This is a genomic window from Paenibacillus algicola (genome assembly GCF_005577435.1).
Classification (GTDB): Bacteria; Bacillota; Bacilli; order Paenibacillales; family Paenibacillaceae; genus Paenibacillus_AQ; species Paenibacillus_AQ algicola.
In genome coordinates, this window is the sequence record NZ_CP040396.1 from 2904203 (window position 1) to 2926174 (window position 21972).

The window sequence follows — 21972 nt, forward strand, 5'->3', positions numbered from 1 at the left end:
ATGAAACACAAAGAGACCGTTCTTTGGGGCGATGAGGGGTCTGGCATTCTCCCTTATGCTGCCGACAGGCGGTCTCTTTGTGTTTCTATTTATACTTTGTCCATACTATACGAGACAATGCTTAAGAAGCGCGGCATGAACCCCATCCTCATTGTTGGACAGAGTGATCTCATCTGCCGCAGCCTTGACATCCACCGGCGAATTATCCATGGCAATGCCCAAGCCGGCATAGCTCAGCATCGTCACATCGTTATAATAATTTCCGATCGCGAGAATTTCCTCCCGTTTGTAGCCTCTTTGCTCCGCGAGCAGCTTGAGCGCGTTTCCTTTAGAGGCTTCCTCCTGCATCAAATCAATGAAATACTCACCGCTGCGCAGCATATTGTACACCGGTGTCCACTGGCTCCACGCCTGGAACAGGGCATCCATATCCTTGCTTTCTCCGAACGCAGTGAACTTTACAACAGGTCCATCCAGCTCTTCCCAGGCGGGCAGATTGGAAGGCATCATCAGATATTTCTCATACATATAGCGGACAGGACCTGCCAAAGCCTCCACCTGGTCCACGTACATGCCAAATGGCGTATTAATATCAAAGTGTATTCCCTGCTGACGGCAGTGCTCCATGTATGGCTTCAGGGCGTGATGATCCAGGGCGAACTGATGGACAACCTTCCGACTCTCTACCTCCACCGTTGCCGCACCGTTGTGACTGATTACATATCCCTTCAAGCCCATCTCTTCCAAAAAAGGGATCGTGTTCTGCGGTCCGCGGCCGGTGCAGAGTACAATTTCTATCCCCTGCCGGGACGCCTCCATGACCGTCTGCATGGTCTGCTCGGTCATCACATGGTTATCGTTTAACAGCGTACCGTCCACGTCCAGTGCCACTAGCTTATATGCCATACTCTCATCCCATCCTTTTTCACGTCATAATATCTCTCTTTACGTTCCATGTTATAGGGAAGCCGCCGGTTTGCCAAGAGCTTTGCAGACTGTACTGCAAAACGCGGGCTTAGTCCTGAGCTCGTCCCAGCAGCTCCAGCTCTGCAGAGGTCAGCTCCCGGTAGGTGCCAAGGGCAAGCGCTTCGTCCAGACGGAGGCTGCCCATAGAAATTCGCTTCAAGTACACGACCTTCTTGCCGACGGCCTCAAACATGCGCTTGACCTGGTGGAACTTCCCTTCATGAATAGTCAGGGAAATATGGCTTTTCACCCCATCAGCCTCATCTTCCCGGGACAGAATCTTCAGCTCTGCCGGCAGCGTGGTATACCCGTCATCCAGCGTAACACCTTCTCTGAACCGGATCACATCCTCTTCATCCACATTCCCCTGTACATAGGCCTCGTAGGTCTTGGGCACATGCTTCTTGGGTGAGAGCAGCTCATGGGCGAGCTGCCCATCATTCGTAATCAGCAGCAGTCCCTCTGTATCCTTATCCAGCCTTCCTACCGGGAACGGCTGCAGCCAGCGGTCATCCTGGCTCAAGAGGTCGATGACGGTCTTGTCACGCTTGTCCTCCGTTGCAGAGATTACACCCTGCGGCTTGTTCATCATCAGATACATGTACTCGCGGTATAGAACCCGTTCGCCCTGTACTTCAAGGATATCCCTATGCGGATCGACCTGCATGCCAGGGTCCTTGACCGCAGCGTTGTTGACGACAATCATGCCTTGCTTGACCATTTTTTTGATGTCGGCTCGGGAGCCCCAGCCCATATTGGACAACACCTTGTCCAGGCGCTGCGTTGATTTGCCCTTGCCCGTGCCTTTGCCTTTGCTGTTCTGCTTGGAGCTCATGCAGATGTCCACCTCCATGCTGCCGGATATTCGTTCTTCAGGATGCCGGACTGCCATTTTCCCCAGCCAGCCGAGCAGCCGTCAATCGTGATCAGGACATATCCCTTTGGCTCATCTGACGAGAAGTCAGGGCTGTGCACCCGACCGGCTGCTATTTCCAGCGTTTCCCCCTTCAAATACCTTACCGCTTCTCCGCTGTCTGAGGACAGGTTAATAACTCGGCGTGCTTCCTCCGGCTGCAAAGCCGCAGCCAACGGGTGGGATGGCTGAAACCGTCCATGCTTGACACTGCCCACATACCAGCCGGCGCGCACCACCTTCAGTCCCTGCAGCCGCTCCTCAGGAAGCGGGGAGAGATACAGATGCTGTCCGTGAAGCCTTAAATAACCGTGATATTCCTCCCAGCTGAGGTTGTCAGAAATAAACCTCTGGAGCAGACCCTCGGCCTCTTCCCGCCCGATCTCCGTTCCCGTGTCCTGCTTCAGCACTCGCTCTGACCCGCGTCCACCCTTGAAGCCTCGTCTTCCTCCTGGGTCCATGCCTGCGCTTGCTCCGCGCTGATGCTTAGCCTCCGGCCTGGTACTAGCGTGGATAGACTCCAGCCGTTTCTGGCGGCGCTCTCCTCCAGCCTGAAGCGTCATGGATAGCTGCCCCCTGGAGACCCCCGTCACTGGCAAGGAAAGACGGTATCCTTCCTCACGGTGCGAAGCTCCCGCCATCTCCGGTACCTCCTTGCATAGCACAGCCATAAAATGTCCCTCGCCCTTGACACGGTGCGGCCACAGCCGCAAGGTCTTCGAGATTTCTGCCATCCATGCAGCATCGCCCGCCGCATCGGGACCGGCTTCTTCCAGGCCATGCTCTGAAAGCCACTGACTTTCTCCCGCGGAGAACCAGGGGGCTTCTGTCCCTGCTTTGGAGAGAAGGGAAAATTCAGGGTGGTGCTTCAGAAAGACGGCAATCATTCCTTCATTCTCTTCGGGAGAAAAGGTGCAGGTAGAGTATACCATCGTTCCGCCCGGAGCCAGCATACGGGCTGCCGATTCCAGAATCTCCTTCTGCATGGCGGCATACTTCCGTGGAGAATCCTCCGTCCAATGCCTCAGCATATCCTCATCCTTGCGGAACATGCCTTCGCCGGAGCAGGGAGCGTCGATCAGTATTTTGTTAAAATATTCAGGAAATGAAGCCGCAATGGCCTCTGGCGCTTCATTCAGTACAACCGCATTGCGCACGCCATAGAGCTCTATATTTTTGGCCAGCGCTTTCGTTCGTTCGGGGTGCAGATCATTGGTGACCAGATGTCCCCTTCCTGCCAGCTTGGCTGCAATCTGCGTAGACTTTCCACCAGGCGCGGCGCATAAATCCAGCACGCGGTCACCAGGCTCTACATTCAACAGCTCTACCGGCGCCATGGCGCTCGGCTCCTGAATGTAATACATCCCGGCATGGTAATAGGGATGCAGGCCGGGACGCACGCCTTCCCCTGTATAAAAGCCGGTCTCACACCACGGAATCGGGGTCAGAGCGAATGGAGACTGCTTCTGAAATGCCTCCCGGCTAATCTTCAATGTATTGACACGGAGACCCCCAAGAGGCGTATCGTTATACGAGCTCTGAAATTGTTCGAAGTCATCTCCCAGCAGACTTTTCATTTTTGCATCGAAAGCGCTCGGTCGTTGTGGAGCCATAGCATTACCTGCCTGTTCGTTAGTTTTGTATTCATCGGCTGCAGCTTTACCTCGTTCATGAAATTGTCGAAGCCAAACAGCTTTAAATTGTACCGCAGTCCTCTTGATTATTGTATAATAAATTACGTTTCTAGGGGACATGCCCTGATTGCATGTCGATCATATAGGGGGTGAGTGTTTGAAGCGCAAGAAGAACTATATCGGCCTGTACGTATTTGCAGGCATATTGATTGTATTAATCGGTTTATTGGCTTTCCTGAACACTCAAGGCGAAGCAAGCGCGCTGTATGGCGGCAAGAAGGTAGCGGAGCTCAATCCGGCAACGAAAGCCCAGCTGGAGGATCCCAACTACCAGCAGATCATTCTTCCAGATCAGCTTAGCAAGAAGGAAGCCGCAGCAGAGAGCTATTATGTATACTTCTTCTCCTCGACCTGCCCTGCCTGCAAAGCCACAACACCGGAGCTGATGCCGCTCGCGCAGGATCTTGGCGTAACGCTGCATCAATATAATCTCCAGGAATTTCAGGAGGGCTTCAGACAGTATAATATCGAATATACGCCAACCCTTGTCTTTTTCGAGAATGGCAAAGAGAAGGATCGCCTGGTCGGGGGCATCACCACAGAGAATCTGGCCGAAGGCAACAGCGCGGAGAACTTCAAAGATTTTCTGGAGAAGCACAAAGGGAGCGTAAAGGAATAATGGCCGCTCGATCCTGGCTCGCCGCCAGTGTTCTAGCTTCGCTGCTGCTGTCCGGATGCGCCGGGGCCGGGAAGGATAATCACGATTCCGACAGCCATGGTGCCCATTCGGAGAACTATGAAATCACGGCTTCCTATGACATCATGCCGCAGCTCATTTCAGTATATACGGATAACACTCAGGCTGCCTACGGAGACGTTGGTGCTTTGAAAGAGATCCTGAAGGAAATGAAGTGCTATTGCGGCTGTATGGAGGATAATGACCATGATTCGCTGCTCCGCTGCTTCGTCGCGGACGAGCGTGAAGAAGGCATTCAATGGAGTGATCATGGTGCACTATGCGGAATCTGCCTCAGTGAGCTTCAAGATGTCAAGCGCCTGCACGGAGAAGGGAAGACCGTGGAGGAGATCCGTTCCTTCATCGATAAGAAATACCACGGCAGTACCTAAGCATTCACTATAGAGTCTGAATCAGACTGTCCCGGATCGAATAAGACCGGGGCAGTTTTTGTGTTGGCAACAAAAACAGCAGCGTCCGCTCCTTCCCCGGTCGCTGCTGCCCTCGCGCTCATCTATTCAGCTCCATGCTGCTTGTGCTTCAGCTCATGCTTCGCAGAACGTTGAGGTCCTCTTCGCTGCGGTACATTGGGCTGGATCTCCGGCGCAGTCCTCTCAACCTGCTCCTGCAGGAGCGGATCGGCGATCAGAATGGTCAAATCTCGATATGGAAACGGCTGCTCTCTGTATCGCTCCAGCTGAGCGGCATAGTGCTCAATCTCCTTATAGAGCATATCCATCCGGATGCCGAGCTCCCGATCAGCCAGCCCCGTGAGGCGGCTGACCGCGTAGCGCATCATCTTGGACGCCCCCGGGATGTTCCCATTTCGGAAATGATACAGGCTGACGGCAACCTGCAGCAGCCCCTTGTATCTGGGATCCTTATCTTTGGCCAGCCAAAGCTCCTCAAGAACCTCGTGGCATTCAAAATAATCCCGGTCCCGGTTGAAATAAATTAGATACGCAGCATACAGCGAATCATACATCCTGCTCCTCCACACCCCGCTTCGCCAGGGAGAGCAGTGCTTTCACTTCTCCAAGCAGCTCCTTGATCGCTTCTACATCCTGATCCGGATTTTGCCAGATCTCATTGAACCGCTCCTGATAGTCAATCGCCTCATTCACCAGATGATAGAAATACAGCTGATGAATTGCCTTGAGAAGCTGAGAAGTAATATTGGAATTGTCCTCAAACTGCTTCTGGGCCTCCAGAATCTCTTCCCGGATGCTGGACATTTCATTATCCAGGGTATTCGCTGCTTCTGCCGCCTTCTTCAGGCGCAGCCGAATCTCCTCAGGCAGACTCTCCCGGTATTTATAGCTCAAGGAGTGCTCAATGGTTGCCCAGAAATTCATTGCGAGCGTCCGGATCTGGATTTCAGCCAGCACATTTTTCTGTCCCAGCGCCGTCTGTACAGGATATTCCACGATCATATGGAAGCTGCGATACCCGCTTTCCTTATAGTTCGTAATGTAATCCTTCTCAAACAGCACCTTGAGATCCTTTCTTGCACGTATATAAACAGCAACCCGGCGGATATCCTCTACGAACTGACACATAATCCGGATTCCGGCGATATCCTCAATGCCGGTCTCCAGCTGATCCATAGGTACCTGCAGGCGCTTGGCCTTTTCCAGAATGCTTGAAATTTTCTTGATACGCCCTGTTACAAACTCAATCGGCGCATATTCTTCTCGTTTTTTCAGCTCTGAGCGCATGGTCTTGAATTTGACCTTCAATTCTTCAACTGCCTGCTCATAAGGCTGTAAAAATGTTCCCCAGTCTCTGCCGTCCATCGCCTAGCCTCCTGTCTTTGCCCTTAGCTTAGCGGTGCTTCGCTCCGACTGCTTCGGAAATATGCGTGTATCCATCACGCTTTAAGAGCTGCTGCAGTCCGGCATGAAGCCTCCGGTTCACCTCGGGCCCTTCGTAGATGAGCGCAGTGTAAATTTCCACCAGGCTCGCGCCCGCTTTGATCTTGTCATACGCATCCTCCGCCGTAAATATACCGCCGGAGCCAATAATAGGCAGTTTGCCTTCTGTTTGCTGATAAATCAAAGAAATGATTTCCGTAGACCGCTCCTTCAGCGGCTTGCCGCTCAAGCCTCCGGTCTCCTTCGCATTGGGATGTGACAGACCTTCCCTTGACAGCGTCGTATTACTCGCAATAATTCCGGATACCCCGCTGCGGGAGATTGTGTCTACCATAAATTCCAGTTCATCCTGACTGACGTCCGGAGCGATCTTCACGAGCACGGGCTTGCTTGTGCCATAAACCTCAGCCTGACGCCCCATCTCCTGCTTGACTGCCTCCAGAAGCGAGGAAAGCTCACTGCCATGCTGCAGACTGCGAAGGTCCGGCGTATTCGGCGAGCTGATATTAACCACAAAAAAATCTCCGTAAGGATACAGCTCACGGATACAAGTCTCATAATCCCGGTTGGCCTCTTCATTCGGCGTTGTCTTGTTCTTTCCGATATTGACGGCAATCGGAATTCGTCGCTCCTGAAGCTGCTTCAGCCTGCCGGCCATAGCCGCCGCTCCCTCATTGTTGAACCCCATCCGGTTAATGAGTGCTTCATCCTCCGGAAGCCGGAACAATCGAGGCAGCTCATTGCCGCTTTGTCCCTTCGGGGTCACCGTGCCGACCTCCATAAAGCCGAAACCGATAGAAGAGAAGCCTCTCACGGCCTTAGCGTTCTTATCCAGGCCAGCAGCGAGCCCCACCGGTGTCGGAAAGTGAATTCCCCATAAATCAACCGCCAGATCAGATGTTTCACGCACTCCGTACATGGTCCTCATCGCAGCTTCCGCTCCCGGCAGCGCCATACTCTTGGCGAGCCCGTCCACGACGAGATGATGAGCCTTTTCAGGGTCCATCTTGAAAAAAATCGGTTTGCCTACGTTGCGGTACAGCACATCCATTCTTCCTCTCCAGGCTTTCTGTTCTCTACCCACCAGTTTATCGCTTTCTGCATAAAAAAGAAAGTTCTTTACGCCCTGCTCTGCTCCTTCCAGCGCCTGACCAGCATGGCATTTCCAATGCGAATCCTTTACAATGTAAAGACAATCCTTCATGAATCATGATTAGAAAGAGAGGAATAGACATGTCCGTTAAACGCAGCAAGCCCACCCTGAAGCAGAAGAAAGAAGAAGTGAACAAAAAAGCCGTTCTATGGATCGGAGTCAGCCTTACTCTGCTCATTGTGCTTATCGTATTTCTGATTATCCTGCTCTGATGCTTGCACTCATCATCTCATGAATCAATCCAGCCACACATAAGTCTTGCTGGGATTGCCCTGACCGGAGGAGCGCTTCAGCGCGAAGCGCTCCTCTGAGGTGAGATCAAGATCCGGGAGCAGTCCCTCTCCAATCTTCACCTCTGTCCCCATCGGTACGAGATCAAACAGCTCTTCAACATCCTCTGTGAGCATCCGGATACAGCCCTCGGACACGTTGGCCCCGATGCTGTCGACGTCCGCCGTTCCGTGAATGGCATAATTCGTATCCGACAGCTGCATCCCCCGGGTTCCATACACTCCATTGCCCGTGCCGTTCGGGTTTATCACCTTATCCGCAATACGGAACGTCCCTAAAGGTGTCTTATTGCTCTCGCCAAGCCCGACCTTATAGCTGCGAAGAATGACATCCCCGCTGACTACAGCAAGCCGGTGCTGCTTCCGGTCAATGACAACTCTAAGCTTCTCCCTAAAAAAAGGAGCACCATCCGGCGATGAGCCCAGCAGTCCTGGCATCTTCTCCAGCATGGCCAGCTCAGTGGATGCTCCCTGTCTTTCCGCTCTTGCTTTAGTCACGGAACCGTTGACACCTGTATACACTTTATATAGTTCTTCCAGCTTATCGGACGAGCCTGCGAGCCAATTCTCGGGAAAAGGACCACTCAGCTCCTTCAATTCCTTCGGCAGTCTGCCTTTTGCTGTGTAGAAGCTGTCCAGCGCACTGGCCAGCACCGCCTGATTCAGCTGGTTCTCACTCCATTTTGCTGCCAGCTCCTTCAATGTACCGCCCTCCAGAGGGCCGCAGTCACAGTTTGCACCATCTCCCTGCAGAGGTGTCACTGTAATTCCGCCTCCCTCCATCACCTTCACACCGTACAACAGAGGCATCTGATCCGACCACAGCTTCCACGTCCCGGCCTGCTTCATACCCAGAACGACGCTGCTTTCCGGCAGCTCGGAGGGCTTCTGAAACAGAGAGGACAGTCCTCCTTGTCCCTCAGCATCACTTCCATCAGCAGTAAACAGAGGGCCTTTAGCTTCAGGTTTCTCTTCGCCCGCGCGAGACTCTGCTTCCGCTAACGCAGAAAGCTTCTCCCCCGAATCCAGCTCCTCCTTCGCCCAGCTGTCCATGCTCCATTCCGGGGCCGCCGCTGACGGGACCAGAAACAGCAGAAACAAGGCTAGTGCGAGCGCCGCACGTCTGATGCTGCCCACCCGCTTTTCTCTCTGCTGCTCCTCTTGCAGCAGCTTTTGCTGATAATTTTTCCAAATGTCAGCCGGCACTTTACTGTGCTCGAAGGCCTCGTAAACCTCTTCAGCCCGGTTAAAGCAGAAATTGGCTTTTCCATGCTCACCATGACGCTCATAGTCCTTGCCCAGCAGGTACCATGCCATCTTATTATCGGGATGACTTTCGACATATCGCTTGAGATGTACCGATTCACTCATGAAATTCCTCCGTCAATCGAAGTTGCGTTTATCGCTATTGCGACTTATATACTCTCTATATCGGCAGCTTGAAACCATCTCTTCAGAAAAATAAAGAAACGTCCTCTGCCCCTGGGGCAAAAGACGTCTCCACAATGATCGTTATGATTGCTCTTCTAGCAGCCGGTTCAGGTCAAGAGCTTATTCCGCGTTGAATGGCTCGTCCGCGATTCGGATGGAATCTGTCGGGCAGCCGTCGCATGCATCTTCCATATCCTCATACATGTCTTCAGGAATTTCTGTCAGACCGCGGTTGTTGTCACCCTCGTAAATCACTTCAGCCAGGCCCTCATCATCATAATCGTAAATGTCGGGTGCTGTGGCTCCACAAGCGCCGCATGCAATGCAGGTATCTTTATCTACCCATGTAAACTTCGCCATAGTTCTCTGCCTCCTGTATATCTAAAACGTACTCCGGTGCTTGCAAGCATCAGATCTTGAGCACCAACTATATAGTATAGTAATACAAATGATTCGATAACACAAATGGTTTTCCGGCTTTTCCGGAGTTTTCCGACAAAAATAGTTGCATTAATCTGGATCGTGCCATTCCTTCATTTCAGTCTCGTTCCGGGCTGACTTTTCACGATCCCGCTTCCTGTCCGCAAAATCCATTTGCAGGGAGGTTCCCCGAAGCTTGTGATTTCGGATCAAAGAGGATGGATCATCTCCCAGCATACCGGCGGTAAGCACCGCGCTCTCCCCGAATTTGTCTCGCAGCTCATCCATGACCCGGGTTAACGATTCCTTGCGCGGCTGCTGTTCATAATCAAACAGATCCAGCTGAATGGCAGAGTGTATGCGCGGTGCAAGCTGCTGCAGCGTAATGCCGAGCAGCCTCAGTGGACGGCCATCCTGCCAATGCCTATCGTACAATGTACAGGCTTCCCGGTAGATGTCTTCTGTATTCTCCGTGGGACCTGGAAACAGCTTGGAGCGGGTGAGTGTCTTCATATCCGGTGTGCGCAGTGTAATCTGGATGCCGGAGGCCATCAGCTCCTGCCGGCGAAGCCGCCTTGCGACCTGATCTGCCAGATTGAGAAACACCTTACGGGCCTGTTCAGGGGTCGTTATATCCGCCGGCAGCGTTGTCGTATGACCGATGGATTTGCTCTGCTCCCGTTCTCCCTGGACCGGGGAATGATCCAGCCCATTCGCAGCCTGCTTCATCCAGCGTCCGTTCACACCAAACGCTCCTGTTAAGAGCTCTTCCTTCGCTGCCGCCAGCTGACCGATGGTCCGGATATTCAGCTTTGCCAGCTTCTCGGCCGTCTTCACGCCAATGCCAAACAGATCAGCGCAGGGCCGTCCCCACAGCATTTTCGGAACATCCCGGATTCTCATCACGGTTATGCCGTTCGGCTTCTTGATGTCCGACCCCATCTTGGCCAGCAGCTTATTCGGAGCCACTCCAATAGAGCAGGGCAGCGACAGCTCCTCCTGAATTCTCTGCTGAATTTCCCGGGCAATGTCGAGCGGCGTACCGAATTGCTTCGAGCCTGTGATATCGAGGTAGCACTCATCAATGGAGGTGGCCTCCAGCAGCGGTGTGTACTCATAGGCAATGCTCATAAATGCTTTGGAATATTTACGATATAAATCAAAATCCGGCTTAATCAAAATGAGGTCAGGATCCAGCTTCAGCGCTTGGCGCACTGTCATGCCAGTGGCAATGCCCTTCGCCCGGCTGGCATAGGAGCAGGTAACCACAATACCCTTGCGCAGCTCCATGCTGCCTGCAACAGCCGTCGCCTTGCCCCGGAATTTTCCCGGCTCCTCTGCCTCGTGCACCGAGCAGTAAAAAGCATTCATATCCACATGCAAAATAACCCTGCCGCTCACCGGATAAAAATCGGTAATATTGGACACCATTAAACCCTTCTTTTTCATACCATATTATGAACCGAGTCCTCATCTTATACCTGCAGGAAGCTCGCTGCCCTTAGCTTAACCTTCCCCCATTATCCGGTCAAGAAACAGGCTGAGCCTAAATTTACATTTCTTTGTCCCTTTAAGGCCAAGAAGTGCTATAATGACAACATTATATATTAGGCGGTCCATCGGCGGACTTATAAGGAGGACATCATGTCTAAGTCTATCTCCATTTTTGACACGACGCTTCGCGACGGCACACAAGGCGAAGGAATCAGCTTCTCAGCGGACGACAAAATCAAAATCGCACGGAAGCTTGACGCTCTTGGTGTTCACTATATAGAAGGCGGCATTCCGGGAAGCAACAGTAAAGACATCGAGTTTTTCAGAAGAGCAAAGGATCTGGGCCTCTCCTCCAAAATCACTGCTTTCGGCAGCACCCGGCGCAAGGGGATGGCAGCCGAGCATGACGCTAATCTGAAGTGTATTTTGGAATCTGGCGCGCAGGCCGCTACACTCGTCGGTAAATCGTGGGATTTCCATGTGCATACTGCGCTCCAGACGACACTGGAAGAGAATCTTGCCATGATTTATGATTCCATAGCCTACCTGAAGGCCAGCGGGCTGGAGGTCATCTTCGATGCAGAGCATTTTTTTGATGGATACAAGAACAACCCGGAGTATGCGGTTTCAGTCCTGAAGAAAGCCCGTGAAGCCGGGGCAGACTGGCTGGTGATGTGTGACACGAACGGCGGTACACTGCCGCACGAGGTGCATGGCATTGTAACATCTTTGAATACAGAGCTGCCGGGAGCACCGCTCGGCATCCATACTCATAATGACTGCGAGCTGGCGGTTGCGAATACGCTCAGTGCCGTTCAAGCCGGTGTCACACAGGTGCAAGGCACAATGAACGGATATGGCGAGCGCTGCGGCAATGCCAATCTCTGCTCCATCATTCCGAACCTGCAGCTAAAGATGGGCTATCAGGTCATCGGCGATGACAGCATCACCAACCTGACAAGCACGGCCAGATACATTAGCGAGATTGCCAATGTAAACATGCCGGTCAATCAGCCTTATGTCGGCAACGCCGCTTTCGCGCACAAGGGCGGCATCCATGTCTCTGCCATCATGCGGGACTCCAGAACGTATGAGCACATCGCTCCGGAGCTCGTTGGCAACAAGCAGCGAATCCTCGTTTCCGAGCTTGCAGGACAGAGCAACATCGTCTCGAAAGCTCAGGATATGGGCCTTAGCTTCGATCCCAGCAGCGAGCAGGCGAAGAATGTCATCTCCAAGATCAAGGATCTGGAGCATCAGGGCTATCAATTCGAAGGAGCAGACGCCTCCCTTGAGCTTCTGCTGCGGGAAGCGAATGGCGAGGTCCATGAGCTGTTCACATTCGAATCGTTTAAGATGCTGGTCGAGAAAACGGCAGGACGCCCGGTCGTATCTGAAGCATTCGTCAAAATCAACGTAGCAGGACAGAGCATATACACGGCCGGAGAAGGCAACGGTCCGGTCAACGCGCTGGACAATGCGCTGCGTAAAGCGCTGGTGCAATATTTCCCGACCCTTACAGATATGCATCTGTCAGACTATAAGGTGCGCGTCCTCGATGATAAAGAAACCACAGCCGCCCGCGTACGCGTGCTGATTGAATCCAAGAACGCTGATCAATCGTGGAACACCGTAGGCGTATCCGGCAACGTTATTGAAGCGAGCTGGGAGGCACTTGTAGACAGTATGCGTTACGCGCTGATCGGACAAATGTCCCCAGAGCTGCAGGAAGGCGAAGCCCTTCCCCGCCAGGGCATCGTGAATCACTAAATAGTGCTGTCATACAAACATGGCATTGCCGCAATCCAGGGCAATGCCATGTTTATTCTTGATTCCATTAAAGAGAGGTGAGCCGCTTTACCTTTTTCCTCAGCTCAGCCGGCTCGGGCAAGCCAACAAGCACCTCTTGGATAACCCCGTTGCGGTCGATGAGAACGCTCGTCGGGAAAGCTTGACCCTTGAACAGCGCTTCAAACACCTCGGCTTCTTCATCCATCAGAAGCGGGTAGGGAATATTGAATTCATCGGCAAAGGCGCGTGCTCTTTTTTCCACATCGTATTTGGTCACGTTAATTCCGTAAATGTCCAGCTCCTCAGAGTACTGCCGCGCCAGCTCAATCAGCTCCGGCGTTTCCTGCCGGCAAGGCTCGCACCAGGAGGCCCAAAAATTTATCAAGAGCGCCTTCTCGCGGACGCCTCCGCCAGAGTAGCTCCCTCCGTTCATGCCCTGCAGTGTGAAGGTAGGCGACAGCATGCCGGCTTTAGCTCCCACCTCGACAGGCAGCGGCTGCTCAGTCTTAAACACCGACTGGATCTCGTCACCGGCCTGCTTGTAGATCACAGTTGCTGCCGCTGCAAGGATGACTAACAAAATGATGATATTACGCTTCATGGATCTTTTCCTTTACTGATAGACTTGGTATAGTCCCTATTGTACCCTGAAGGACCCAAGATTCAAACCAGCCCGGCCAAAATCCCGACCCGGAGGTGACGAAATGGCGAACCCTTTGAATGGCGGCTGCCGAGATCAGATGATAAGCCTGTCAGTACAAGCCTTTATAGACCTGAAGTCTCACACCCTGCGATGTCAGCCCTTTGAAGCCTGCGGAATCCTGACGGGACCTGATTGTAACCACCTGCAGCAGTTTATTCCCGTCACAAATACTGCAGCCCAGCCGCGCAACCACTTCACACTGGACCCTGCAGCCTGGACCTCCCTTCTCATGAAAAAAGCGCCTGTGCAGGCGCTTTATCACAGCCATCCTTCAAGTCCGCCGCTGCCCTCCATTGAGGATTTGCAGCAGCTGCAGAATTTCGGAGGCTTATTCTCTTCTTATCTTATTGGTTCTCCAGCAGCTAGCAACCATTCGGGGCTTCCGGAGCGGGAGCCCGATCTGGAGCTGGAGCTGAGCGTCTATCGGATCACTCATTCACGCCACGATCAAGCCGCGGCCGGTCGTTCTCTGTGGTCCCTGACTGCAGCCGGGCTTCTCATCACATAGCCGCCTACAGTCGACTCAGATACATATACAAATCTCCCAGCGTACCCACGCCCTCTTCCTCTTGAACCTCTTCAATGTAGGAGGTCCAGAGCCGCGCCGTCATTAAAGCATCCTTTAAGGCATCATGGCGCCCTTCTATCGGAATGCCCGCCTGATGCAGGAGAAGGTCAAGGGAATGCTCCGGAAGGTCCGGATACAGCTGTCTGGCAATCATCATCGTATCCAGCAGCCGGTGCGTGAGGCGAACCTTGGACGTTTTCCACAAGGCGGCATTGAGGAAGGCTTTATCATGCCCTGCCGCATGAGCGATCAGCACCCTGCCCTCTACGAACGCCATGAAATCATGAAGCCCTTCCGTAAGCGGCACCGCATCATCCACCATGGACTGCGTAATGCCGGTCAGCCTTGTAATATCAGATGGCACGGCAGCTCCGCTGTTGACAACCAAATGAAAGCATTGATCCTGCAAAATGGTTGTGCCGAGCGTCTTGACCGCTCCGAAAGACAATATGACGTCTCCGTGCTGATATGAAAAGCCTGTCGTCTCCAGATCAAAAACGACCGTCTCCAGCTCTTTCAGCGGTGTCCCCAGTACCTCAGGCCTGCGCTGATCCCGCATCTGGGATCGGATAAAGGCGATTTGCTGAGCCGAAGGATTTCCACGCATGGAGGCTACCGCCGAATTAAGATCGCCCATGCGCAGTGATTTCCAGAAGCCGGCTCCGGTCTGTCTGGGATCTCTCAACGCCCTTTACGCTCCGCAGCCCGAAGCTCTCTTTGCAGAGAGCGGTGAATTCGGCGCACCACTCCCAAGGTATTTCGAAGATCATACTGTATTTGCTTGTCCTTTAACTGTTCTCTGCTCATATAGCCACTGCTGCTGATAAAGCCCTCTTCCCACTCTGTCTGCGTCTCTGTTCGAAGCTTCAATGCCACCCGGAAAGCATCCTGCACATTTTCCAGCAGCAGGCCGCCTCCTTCCAGCAATATAATTTTTTCAATTCTTCGCCGGGTTGAGGTTTCCACTATGCCCCGCTGCAGTGCCAGCGTGCGGACGCTGTTTACAAGCGGGATGTATACACCGTATTTGACATCAAATCCACCCGCATGCTCTCCAAAGCGCTCCGTCACAATACGTCCCATTACATTCAGGGTCGCCTTATGACGTACGGTATTCCGGAGAAGAGCCGGGATGAGCTCAATGTTCTGATCAATGCAATCTTGAAAATGAGAACACCAGGCCTCCGAAAGCTCCTGTGAACCGGCAATGTGCCGCAGATCCGAAGCGATAATAAAATACCTCGTAGGCTCCCAGGCATGCTGTGAGCTCCATTGATCCAGCTGCTGCTTCCACTCCGACAGCGTTTTGCGCCACATCGGCTCGGAGCACATCACTTTGCCGCTGCATTTCGGATAACCGGCGGTGACGAGGATGTCCGACAGTACTTCGCCAAATGTCTGAAAATAGCGATTCCCCTCTTCATCCACCTCATCCCCGATAATCATTCCGTTATCCTGATCACTCCACAGCGTAGCTTCCTGCCTTCCGCTGCTCCCGAAGCTAACGAAGGCATAACGGGCAGGAGGCTGGCCGAAGCCAGCCCCTTTCATATGCTCTTCCCCGATATGCACTGCCCGCCGGCCAATCTCATCATGCATGCGGTTGACCTGCTGAATCCATGTATACAAATCCATGAAGGGCTTCTGCTCTAGCAGTCGTTCTTGACAGGCAATCCGCGCCTCTTTCAGTTCCTCCGCCGAGCGGCAGCCTGGAATCTCTTTAAAAGAAAGCTCTGAATGTAATGATGGCAGAGGTTCCATTGACAACCCTCCTCATGAGATGGACTTAATGGCCGAAGGATTCTACAAGGCTGAGCCTTTTGCTCCGGATTCTGAAGCCATTTTCATTTGCTCCGGATATCCGTAGGTTCCGTGCTCGCTCAAATCCAGACCCATCAATTCCTCTTCTTCCGTAACACGCAGACCGGTTGTCATCTTGATCAGATAAAGAATGATAGCAGAGATAATGAGTACGAAGATGAAAGTACCTACCAATCCAAGCAGCTGTACGCCCAGCTGTGTAAAGCCACCGCCGTATACCAGTCCAGCCTGGCCTACGCCTGTAATTTCAACGAGGCGAGGTGCTGCAAAAATACCTGTCGATACCGCGCCCCACATCCCGGCTACACCGTGGACAGAGAATGCGTAAATCGGATCATCCACACCTTTACGCTCAAACCATTGTGCAGAGAAGAAGGCAATTGTACCCGCAACAGCACCGATCACTACCGCAGCCCAAGGCTCAACGAAGGCACAAGCGCCTGTGATTGCTACGAATGCTGCAAGGACACCGTTCAGCATGCTAGGAATGTCTGCTTTACCGAGAACTGCCCAGGAGATAAGCAGGGCGGCAAGTGCACCCGCTGCAGCGGCAATGTTCGTGTTCAGTGCGACAAATCCGAAGAAACCATCCATCAGTGCGGAAATCGTGCTACCTGGGTTAAAGCCGAACCAGCCGATCCAGATAATCAGTACACCCAGTACGGAGTACACTTGGTTGTGACCAGGAATGCTGTTAGGCTTTCCGTCTTTGTTGTATTTGCCAAGACGAGGCTTCAGCATTACTGTAGCCACGAGAGCTGCTGTAGCACCAGTCAAGTGAACGACTGTGGAGCCTGCGAAATCCTGCATGCCCAGCGCGCCTAACCAGCCGCCGCCCCATACCCAGTGAGCAACAATCGGGTAAATCACGATGGAGAACAAGATGCCGAAGATGATGTAGACACTCAGCTTCGCCCGTTCTGCCAAGCCGCCGCAAGCAATAGCGAGCGATACAGCAGCGAAGGATAAATGGAACAGGAACATGATGGTCGTCGGTACATCGAAGGCTGCAAAAGCATCGAAGGATGCGGTTACGTTGTCTCCACTCAGGAAGAACCCTTCAAGACCGAAGAAGCTGTTGCCGTTTCCGAATGCTAAGCCAAAGCCCAGTGCCCAGAAGGAGATAATGGCAATTCCGAAGGTAAGCATTTGCTTGCCGGCCACATGGCCTGCATTTTTCATTCTTACCGAGCCAGCTTCCAGAAGTGCGAAGCCTGCCTGCATGAAGAACACGAGTAATGCGGCGAGGAATACGAATACGGAGTTCAGACCCGCCTGCAGCTGCGTGTTACTTGCCGCCTCGTCTGCAAATGCACTTGCTGGAAATGCCAGCATAGCACCTGCTGCTAACAATGAACCAACCCATTTTTTTCTCATTTCAACCACTCCCTTTAGTGTAAGCTTTCCTTACATGATTTGCTGTTAATGTATTATAAACATACACTTTTCAGAATGGCAATGGTTTATTTCAAAAAAAGACGATAAATCCATAGTTTATGTAAGATAATATAACATTAAGTGAAGTGAGCAAACCTTACTCCTCCGTTTATATCTATATGTAGGGCTTTGAGAAGTATGATTGTAAAGTGTGACTCCGTTCTAAAAAGCATGACGTTTGACTGTACGGTTGGCAATCATGTATCATTCAATTATATAGTAAGTATCATTAAACAAGCCTGCGAGGTGATCATACGTGGGAGAGATTAACGCCTCCAATCAGCTGTTCAGAATCGGGGAACTGGCAAAGGCGGCAGGAATCAGCGAGAGAACGATCGATTACTACACGAAGCTCGGACTGATAACTCCCGAGAAACGGACTGTGAAAAATTACCGGCTGTACAACCCTGAAACTTTAGCCACGCTGCAACGTATCAATCAGTTGAAACAAGAGAAATATACCCTCGAAGAAATCAAGGAAACGCTGGAGCGCTGTTCAATTGTGGAGGATCATGAGGTTTCCGATAAGCTGTCCCAGCTGGAGCTGCAGATTCAGAAGCTTGAACGGGAAGTAAATGAGATCGGTCCCATGCTCCAGGGCATGAAGCCGAACCAGGCCAAGGCGGCTTTATCCAGGATTTTGCCGAAGGGAGCGGCTTGTATGGAGTCGCTGCAAATTTTTCTGAACCATTTTACATCAATGTAAATCAAATTTACTGGAGGAATGACAAATGTATACAGATGGTATGTTTATTCTTATCATCATTGCTTTTATTTTCTCGTTGTGGGCCCAGTTTCGAGTTAAGGGTACCTTCAACAAATGGGCCAAGGTCGAGAATCTCAGAGGGATGACCGGTTATGATGCAGCGCGTCACATGCTGGATGCCAACGGCCTGTACGATGTACCGATTGAGCCGGTTCCCGGAGCACTAAGTGACCACTATGACCCGATCAAGCGTGTCGTTCGCCTCTCCGAGCCGGTCTACTATGAGCGTACGATCTCTGCGGTTTCCGTTGCTTGCCACGAAGTCGGTCACGCTATTCAGCATAAAGTGAGCTATCCGATGCTGGTTGCCCGCCACAAGATGTTTCCGGTCGTAAACTTCGCATCCGGCATTGCACCGTTTCTGTTGATTGCAGGCTTTCTGTTCGGTGCCTTCAACCTAATTGGTCTGGGTATCATTTTCTTCTCGGCCGCCGTTGCTTTCCAGCTTGTAACCCTGCCCGTCGAATTTAACGCAAGTAACCGCGCCCGGGAAATCATGGTCTCCGAAGGCTATATTACGAATGACGAGGAACGCGGTGTAGCTAAGGTTCTGAACGCCGCTGCTCTGACTTATGTCGCTGCAGCCCTGCTGTCCCTCCTGGAGCTCATTCGCTACATTATGATCTTCACGAACCGCGAATAGATCTAACCGAAGCTGCTCTCCTAGACCTACGGGCTTGGAGAGCAGCTTTTTTACGTGCAGGACATCGCTCTTATTGGGCAGCGTCAGATCCTCCGAGAATATGAAAAGGCGGCGCCAGGAGCAAGCTCTCCGGCACCGCCTCTTATTGTCAGTCATGGTGGTCATGCAGCCCACTCTCCTGCCCGTCAGCACCTTCCTAGGTATCTACTTCATGCCAAGTCACAGGATCACTCCTATGCCTGCCCGGGGAGTTTACCCTCACCCTGTCCTTGGCATAGTCCAAAATAATTCAGCAGGAAGCTGCGGAACACTTGCGCTACGGGCGGCAGCTTCTCATCTGCCCGATGAATCAAACCGATCGAGCGGGTAACCTTCGGCTCTGAGATGCGAACTCTCGCCGGCTGAAGAGGGTTGGTCTGAAATAACGCCATTTCCGGAAGCAGACTGACGCCCATCCCTGCTGCTACAAGTCCACGAATCGTATCTGTCTCTTCTCCCTCAAAAGCAATCTTCGGCGTAAAGCCAGCCTCAAGACAGGCATGCCATACAATCGGCCGCAACGAGTAGCCCTTGCTGAACAGGATAAAGCGTTCTTCCTTCAGCTGCTCCAGCTTGATCTCTTCTTCTCCGGCCAGCGGATGATTCGGCGGAAGAATCGCAAACAGCTCCTCGGTCAGCATCACATCTCCCTGGATATGATCTTCCCGATCCGGAAATGGAGATACGAAAGCCAGGTCAACCTCGGCTGACAGCACATCCCGAATTAGCGTTGGATACATCCCTTGCTTAAACCTGAATCTGACATTCGGATATCTCTGCTTGAATTCTGCAACGATGGAAGGGATCAGGTGAATGCCCAGGCTGTGAGGAAATCCAATTCGAATCTCCCCCTGCTCCGGGTCCAGAAATTCATGGATTTCTGCCACCGCCCGATCTAGATCCTTCATAATTCCCTCTACCCGCTTGCAGAACAGCTGACCTACTGGCGTCAGCTGAAGATTACGCCCCTTCTGCATGAACAGATTGATTCCGAGCTCCTCCTCCAGCTGATGGATTTGGCGGCTCACGGCGGACTGGGCCACATGCAGCTCCTCTGCGGCCTGGGTAACATGCTCTTTCTGCGCAACCTTGACAAAGTATTGCAACTGTCTTAATTCCACGCTATTTCTCGCTCCATTCTGCATTCCATAAAGCCCATGCTTTTTCCTGTAATTAATCTGTTACATTCGTGACCCTTTAAAGAGCCGGAGCATCAATCCATAGATGAAGAAGCCGGTAATGGCACCGCCAAAATGAGCCATCCAGCCGATGCCCGGCATGAACGAGAACACCGCGCCCATGATAAGCAGCGTGTATAGCGTCTTCTTGGAGCTCTCATCCATCTTGTTCTGCTGAAACAAGGCAATATACAGAAGACCCCCGTACACGCCGTAAATGGCACCGGAGGCACCGACCAGCCAGATCACGTCTGATGAGCTCTGTACATAGTAAGACACGCTAAGCACGTTTCCCATCACACCGCTGAGCAGATAAAGCACGGCATAACGGATACTCCCGAGGATCCGCTCCAGCGGCGGCGCAATGACAAGCAGCGCAAAGCTGTTAAAAAACAGGTGCTCCAAGCCTCCATGAAGAAACATGGAAGCGAAATAGCGCCACCACTCACTCTTGAAAGGTTCTACCACAGCCAGTGCACCGTACTTCAGCTGCGCGTAGACATTATTCGAGCCGCCATCAAAGGTTACGATCAGAAACATGACCAGATTGGCTAGCAGCAACAGTGAGGTAAACGGGTAATACCGGAGATAGCTCTTATAGCTTTCGTATCGAATAAAGATCATGGAATCCTCCTTCCTGGATGTGCATCAGGACCCCGGGTGGACATCCTTATTTTAAAAAGATTATAATGTACCATGAAACCAATCACCAAACTTTGAATTCCCAAGGAGGAGTTGTACATGGCTCAAGAACGTAAAGATGCTGCGACATTTAAAGGCAATCCTATTACTTTAATAGGCCCCGAGCTGAAGGTAGGCGATCAGGCACCTGATTTCACAGTAAGCAAAAATCTGCTGGAGGAGGTCAGCCTCAAGGATTACGCCGGCAAAATCAAACTGATCAGCGTAGTGCCATCACTGGATACCGGTGTCTGTGACGCTCAAACGCGCCGTTTCAATGAGGAAGCCGCTTCGCTCGGTGAAGACGTTGTCATCCTGACGATCAGTGCTGACCTTCCATTCGCCCAAGCCCGCTGGTGTGGTGCAGCCGGTGTAGAGCAAGTGATCACCCTGTCTGACTATAAGACACGTTCCTTCGGACAAGCGTATGGTGTGCTCATTCAGGAATTCCAGCTGGACATGCGTTCCATCTTCGTGGTGGACCAGAATGACAAGCTTGCCTATGTCGAGTATTTGGCTGAAATGACAGAGCACCCGAACTATGACGCTGCCATGGAAGCCGTCAAGTCGCTGCGCTAGAAGCAGTCATTACCAGGTTACATAACACCTGTAAAAAAGCGGGAGAGCAACTCTCCCGCTTTTTGCTGTGCTATGCATCAATTCTGTGCTTGGACAATCTTTTGTCCAGTACAGAGAACAATTGTAGAATCACTCGATAATTAGCCCCCAAATCACCCAGGGAGCCCCGGGAAGCCGAATACATATCCACGGCGGAGCGGACGGGATTGATCCCAAGTACGGACACGGTAATATCCAGAGTACGACCGGTCTTGGTTCTTTTCTCGAGAATAATCTCCCCTACCGAAGGGACTTCATGCAGAACCTTGTAGCCGGGAATTTTCTTTAGGTTCGAGGCTACTTCCTCAAAGCATTTTTCTTTAGAAAGATTATAATATCGTGTCTTTAGTTTCGGGTCTTTAGCACGGTCGCTTGTGCCGTCATAACTGCGCACGATACCCACTAGAACTCGTTTGAATGACAAAGACCGTTCCTCCTTTATAAATGACCGTTCCCTTTTCACTCTCTAGTTTACCATTGTTTAGCCTCTCAGCAAACCTTTATTGCTAGGCCGCTGCGTCTTTTCTTCTGTATATATACATTCATGAAAAAGCGCCCCTGCCCTTTATGTCAATAAAAGGAAGAGGCACCAAAAATTTAATCATAGGAACACCCGCCTATGCCGTCCGGTAACATTGTCTTCGAACCTGCTATAGCAGGTGGGTGATCTCAAAATCGGTTATGAATTCCCCTAGTCATATAGACAGGGCATTTCAGCCGCGATTCAATGTCGATCTCCCTAGACATCGTCATTGGTTCAAAACAACGTAAGTACCGAAACGTACATCGCAGGATGTAAAATCATTATAGGGGTTT

24 protein-coding genes and 1 other RNA gene are annotated in these 21972 nt (G+C 52.0%); 8 read left to right on the plus strand and 17 right to left on the minus strand.

Annotation, left to right across the window (positions count from 1 at the left end; genetic code table 11):
- Window positions 1–105 precede the first annotated feature (105 nt).
- The 3 genes from E6C60_RS13540 to E6C60_RS13550 form a co-directional block, all read right to left on the minus strand.
- Complete coding sequence (locus E6C60_RS13540; protein ID WP_138226323.1) at window positions 106–906, minus strand: Cof-type HAD-IIB family hydrolase; 801 nt, start codon at window positions 904–906, stop codon at window positions 106–108.
- Between the two features lie 109 nt (window positions 907–1015).
- Window positions 1016–1801 carry a pseudouridine synthase gene (locus E6C60_RS13545; protein ID WP_138226324.1) on the minus strand — a complete coding sequence of 262 codons (786 nt, stop codon included), beginning with the start codon at window positions 1799–1801 and terminating at the stop codon, window positions 1016–1018.
- The gene (locus E6C60_RS13550) at window positions 1798–3492 is read right to left on the minus strand and encodes an RsmB/NOP family class I SAM-dependent RNA methyltransferase (protein WP_138226325.1); all 1695 of its coding nucleotides are present in this window, start codon (window positions 3490–3492) and stop codon (window positions 1798–1800) included. The genes E6C60_RS13545 and E6C60_RS13550 overlap by 4 nt, the downstream gene beginning before the upstream one ends.
- Before the next feature lie 178 nt (window positions 3493–3670).
- Here E6C60_RS13550 and E6C60_RS13555 point away from each other — a divergent pair, with 178 nt between their 5' ends.
- Window positions 3671–4192, plus strand: a complete 522-nt coding sequence (locus E6C60_RS13555; RefSeq protein WP_138226326.1) for a thioredoxin family protein — start codon at window positions 3671–3673, stop codon at window positions 4190–4192.
- Window positions 4192–4641 (plus strand): PCYCGC motif-containing (lipo)protein, encoded by a 450-nt coding sequence (locus E6C60_RS13560; protein WP_138226327.1) that lies wholly within the window; start codon window positions 4192–4194, stop codon window positions 4639–4641. Before E6C60_RS13555 ends, E6C60_RS13560 begins: the two co-directional genes overlap by 1 nt.
- Window positions 4642–4763: 122 nt before the next feature.
- On the opposite strand, the gene E6C60_RS13565 is transcribed toward E6C60_RS13560, so the two are convergent.
- Genes E6C60_RS13565 through E6C60_RS13575 form a run of 3 tightly spaced genes read right to left on the minus strand, consistent with a single transcriptional unit; the run spans window position 4764 to window position 7168 of the window.
- Window positions 4764–5234 (minus strand): DUF309 domain-containing protein, encoded by a 471-nt coding sequence (locus E6C60_RS13565; RefSeq protein WP_138226328.1) that lies wholly within the window; start codon window positions 5232–5234, stop codon window positions 4764–4766.
- On the minus strand, window positions 5227–6045 hold the full coding sequence (locus E6C60_RS13570) for a GTP diphosphokinase (protein ID WP_138226329.1): 819 nt from the start codon (window positions 6043–6045) through the stop codon (window positions 5227–5229). The genes E6C60_RS13565 and E6C60_RS13570 overlap by 8 nt, the downstream gene beginning before the upstream one ends.
- 28 nt (window positions 6046–6073) lie before the next feature.
- Window positions 6074–7168 carry a quinone-dependent dihydroorotate dehydrogenase gene (locus tag E6C60_RS13575; protein ID WP_175415425.1) on the minus strand — a complete coding sequence of 365 codons (1095 nt, stop codon included), beginning with the start codon at window positions 7166–7168 and terminating at the stop codon, window positions 6074–6076.
- 188 nt (window positions 7169–7356) lie between these two features.
- Here E6C60_RS13575 and E6C60_RS21470 point away from each other — a divergent pair, with 188 nt between their 5' ends.
- Entirely contained in the window at window positions 7357–7488 is a 132-nt protein-coding gene (locus tag E6C60_RS21470; protein WP_267900153.1) for a hypothetical protein, read from the plus strand.
- 24 nt (window positions 7489–7512) lie between these two features.
- Here E6C60_RS21470 and E6C60_RS13580 read toward each other — a convergent pair whose 3' ends face one another.
- From E6C60_RS13580 to E6C60_RS13590, 3 genes are all read right to left on the minus strand, one after another.
- Window positions 7513–8937, minus strand: a complete 1425-nt coding sequence (locus tag E6C60_RS13580; protein WP_138226330.1) for a L,D-transpeptidase — start codon at window positions 8935–8937, stop codon at window positions 7513–7515.
- A gap of 180 nt (window positions 8938–9117) precedes the next feature.
- Entirely contained in the window at window positions 9118–9357 is a 240-nt protein-coding gene (locus E6C60_RS13585) for a ferredoxin (protein ID WP_138226331.1), read from the minus strand.
- 150 nt (window positions 9358–9507) lie between these two features.
- A complete protein-coding gene (locus tag E6C60_RS13590; RefSeq protein ID WP_407669120.1) occupies window positions 9508–10866 on the minus strand; it encodes a DNA polymerase IV in 1359 nt (452 codons plus the stop codon).
- Window positions 10867–11061: 195 nt separating this feature from the next.
- On the opposite strand from E6C60_RS13590, the gene cimA reads away from it, so the two are divergent.
- Window positions 11062–12681 (plus strand): citramalate synthase, encoded by a 1620-nt coding sequence (cimA, locus tag E6C60_RS13595; RefSeq protein WP_138226332.1) that lies wholly within the window; start codon window positions 11062–11064, stop codon window positions 12679–12681.
- Between the two features lie 67 nt (window positions 12682–12748).
- Here cimA and E6C60_RS13600 read toward each other — a convergent pair whose 3' ends face one another.
- Entirely contained in the window at window positions 12749–13303 is a 555-nt protein-coding gene (locus tag E6C60_RS13600; protein WP_138226333.1) for a TlpA disulfide reductase family protein, read from the minus strand.
- A 103-nt stretch (window positions 13304–13406) separates the two neighbouring features.
- On the opposite strand from E6C60_RS13600, the gene E6C60_RS13605 reads away from it, so the two are divergent.
- The gene (locus tag E6C60_RS13605; protein ID WP_138226334.1) at window positions 13407–13913 is read left to right on the plus strand and encodes a Mov34/MPN/PAD-1 family protein; all 507 of its coding nucleotides are present in this window, start codon (window positions 13407–13409) and stop codon (window positions 13911–13913) included.
- Between the two features lie 4 nt (window positions 13914–13917).
- Here E6C60_RS13605 and E6C60_RS13610 read toward each other — a convergent pair whose 3' ends face one another.
- From E6C60_RS13610 to E6C60_RS13620, 3 genes are read right to left on the minus strand one after another with little or no spacing between them, the layout of a single operon-like run.
- Window positions 13918–14658, minus strand: a complete 741-nt coding sequence (locus E6C60_RS13610) for an exonuclease domain-containing protein (RefSeq protein WP_138226335.1) — start codon at window positions 14656–14658, stop codon at window positions 13918–13920.
- Complete coding sequence (locus tag E6C60_RS13615) at window positions 14655–15734, minus strand: DUF294 nucleotidyltransferase-like domain-containing protein (protein ID WP_138226336.1); 1080 nt, start codon at window positions 15732–15734, stop codon at window positions 14655–14657. Before E6C60_RS13615 ends, E6C60_RS13610 begins: the two co-directional genes overlap by 4 nt.
- A 42-nt stretch (window positions 15735–15776) precedes the next feature.
- Entirely contained in the window at window positions 15777–17171 is a 1395-nt protein-coding gene (locus E6C60_RS13620; protein WP_138226337.1) for an ammonium transporter, read from the minus strand.
- Between the two features lie 316 nt (window positions 17172–17487).
- On the opposite strand from E6C60_RS13620, the gene E6C60_RS13625 reads away from it, so the two are divergent.
- Both E6C60_RS13625 and E6C60_RS13630 read left to right on the plus strand, forming a co-directional pair.
- Window positions 17488–17937 (plus strand): MerR family transcriptional regulator, encoded by a 450-nt coding sequence (locus tag E6C60_RS13625; protein ID WP_233281010.1) that lies wholly within the window; start codon window positions 17488–17490, stop codon window positions 17935–17937.
- Window positions 17938–17962: 25 nt separating this feature from the next.
- A complete protein-coding gene (locus E6C60_RS13630) occupies window positions 17963–18640 on the plus strand; it encodes a zinc metallopeptidase (RefSeq protein ID WP_138226338.1) in 678 nt (225 codons plus the stop codon).
- Between the two features lie 233 nt (window positions 18641–18873).
- Here E6C60_RS13630 and E6C60_RS13635 read toward each other — a convergent pair whose 3' ends face one another.
- Together E6C60_RS13635 and E6C60_RS13640 are read right to left on the minus strand one after the other, a co-directional pair.
- A complete protein-coding gene (locus E6C60_RS13635; RefSeq protein ID WP_138226339.1) occupies window positions 18874–19800 on the minus strand; it encodes a glutamate biosynthesis transcriptional regulator GltC in 927 nt (308 codons plus the stop codon).
- Between the two features lie 60 nt (window positions 19801–19860).
- Window positions 19861–20481: a rhomboid family intramembrane serine protease gene (locus tag E6C60_RS13640; protein WP_138226340.1), complete on the minus strand. Its 621-nt coding sequence runs from the start codon at window positions 20479–20481 to the stop codon at window positions 19861–19863.
- Between the two features lie 117 nt (window positions 20482–20598).
- Between E6C60_RS13640 and tpx the strand changes: the two genes are divergently transcribed.
- On the plus strand, window positions 20599–21117 hold the full coding sequence (tpx, locus tag E6C60_RS13645) for a thiol peroxidase (protein WP_138226341.1): 519 nt from the start codon (window positions 20599–20601) through the stop codon (window positions 21115–21117).
- Between the two features lie 70 nt (window positions 21118–21187).
- On the opposite strand, the gene E6C60_RS13650 is transcribed toward tpx, so the two are convergent.
- Together E6C60_RS13650 and ssrS are read right to left on the minus strand one after the other, a co-directional pair.
- Entirely contained in the window at window positions 21188–21580 is a 393-nt protein-coding gene (locus tag E6C60_RS13650; protein WP_138226342.1) for a DUF1499 domain-containing protein, read from the minus strand.
- 182 nt (window positions 21581–21762) lie between these two features.
- Window positions 21763–21954, minus strand: a non-coding RNA gene (gene ssrS, locus E6C60_RS13655) — 6S RNA.
- Window positions 21955–21972 lie beyond the last annotated feature (18 nt).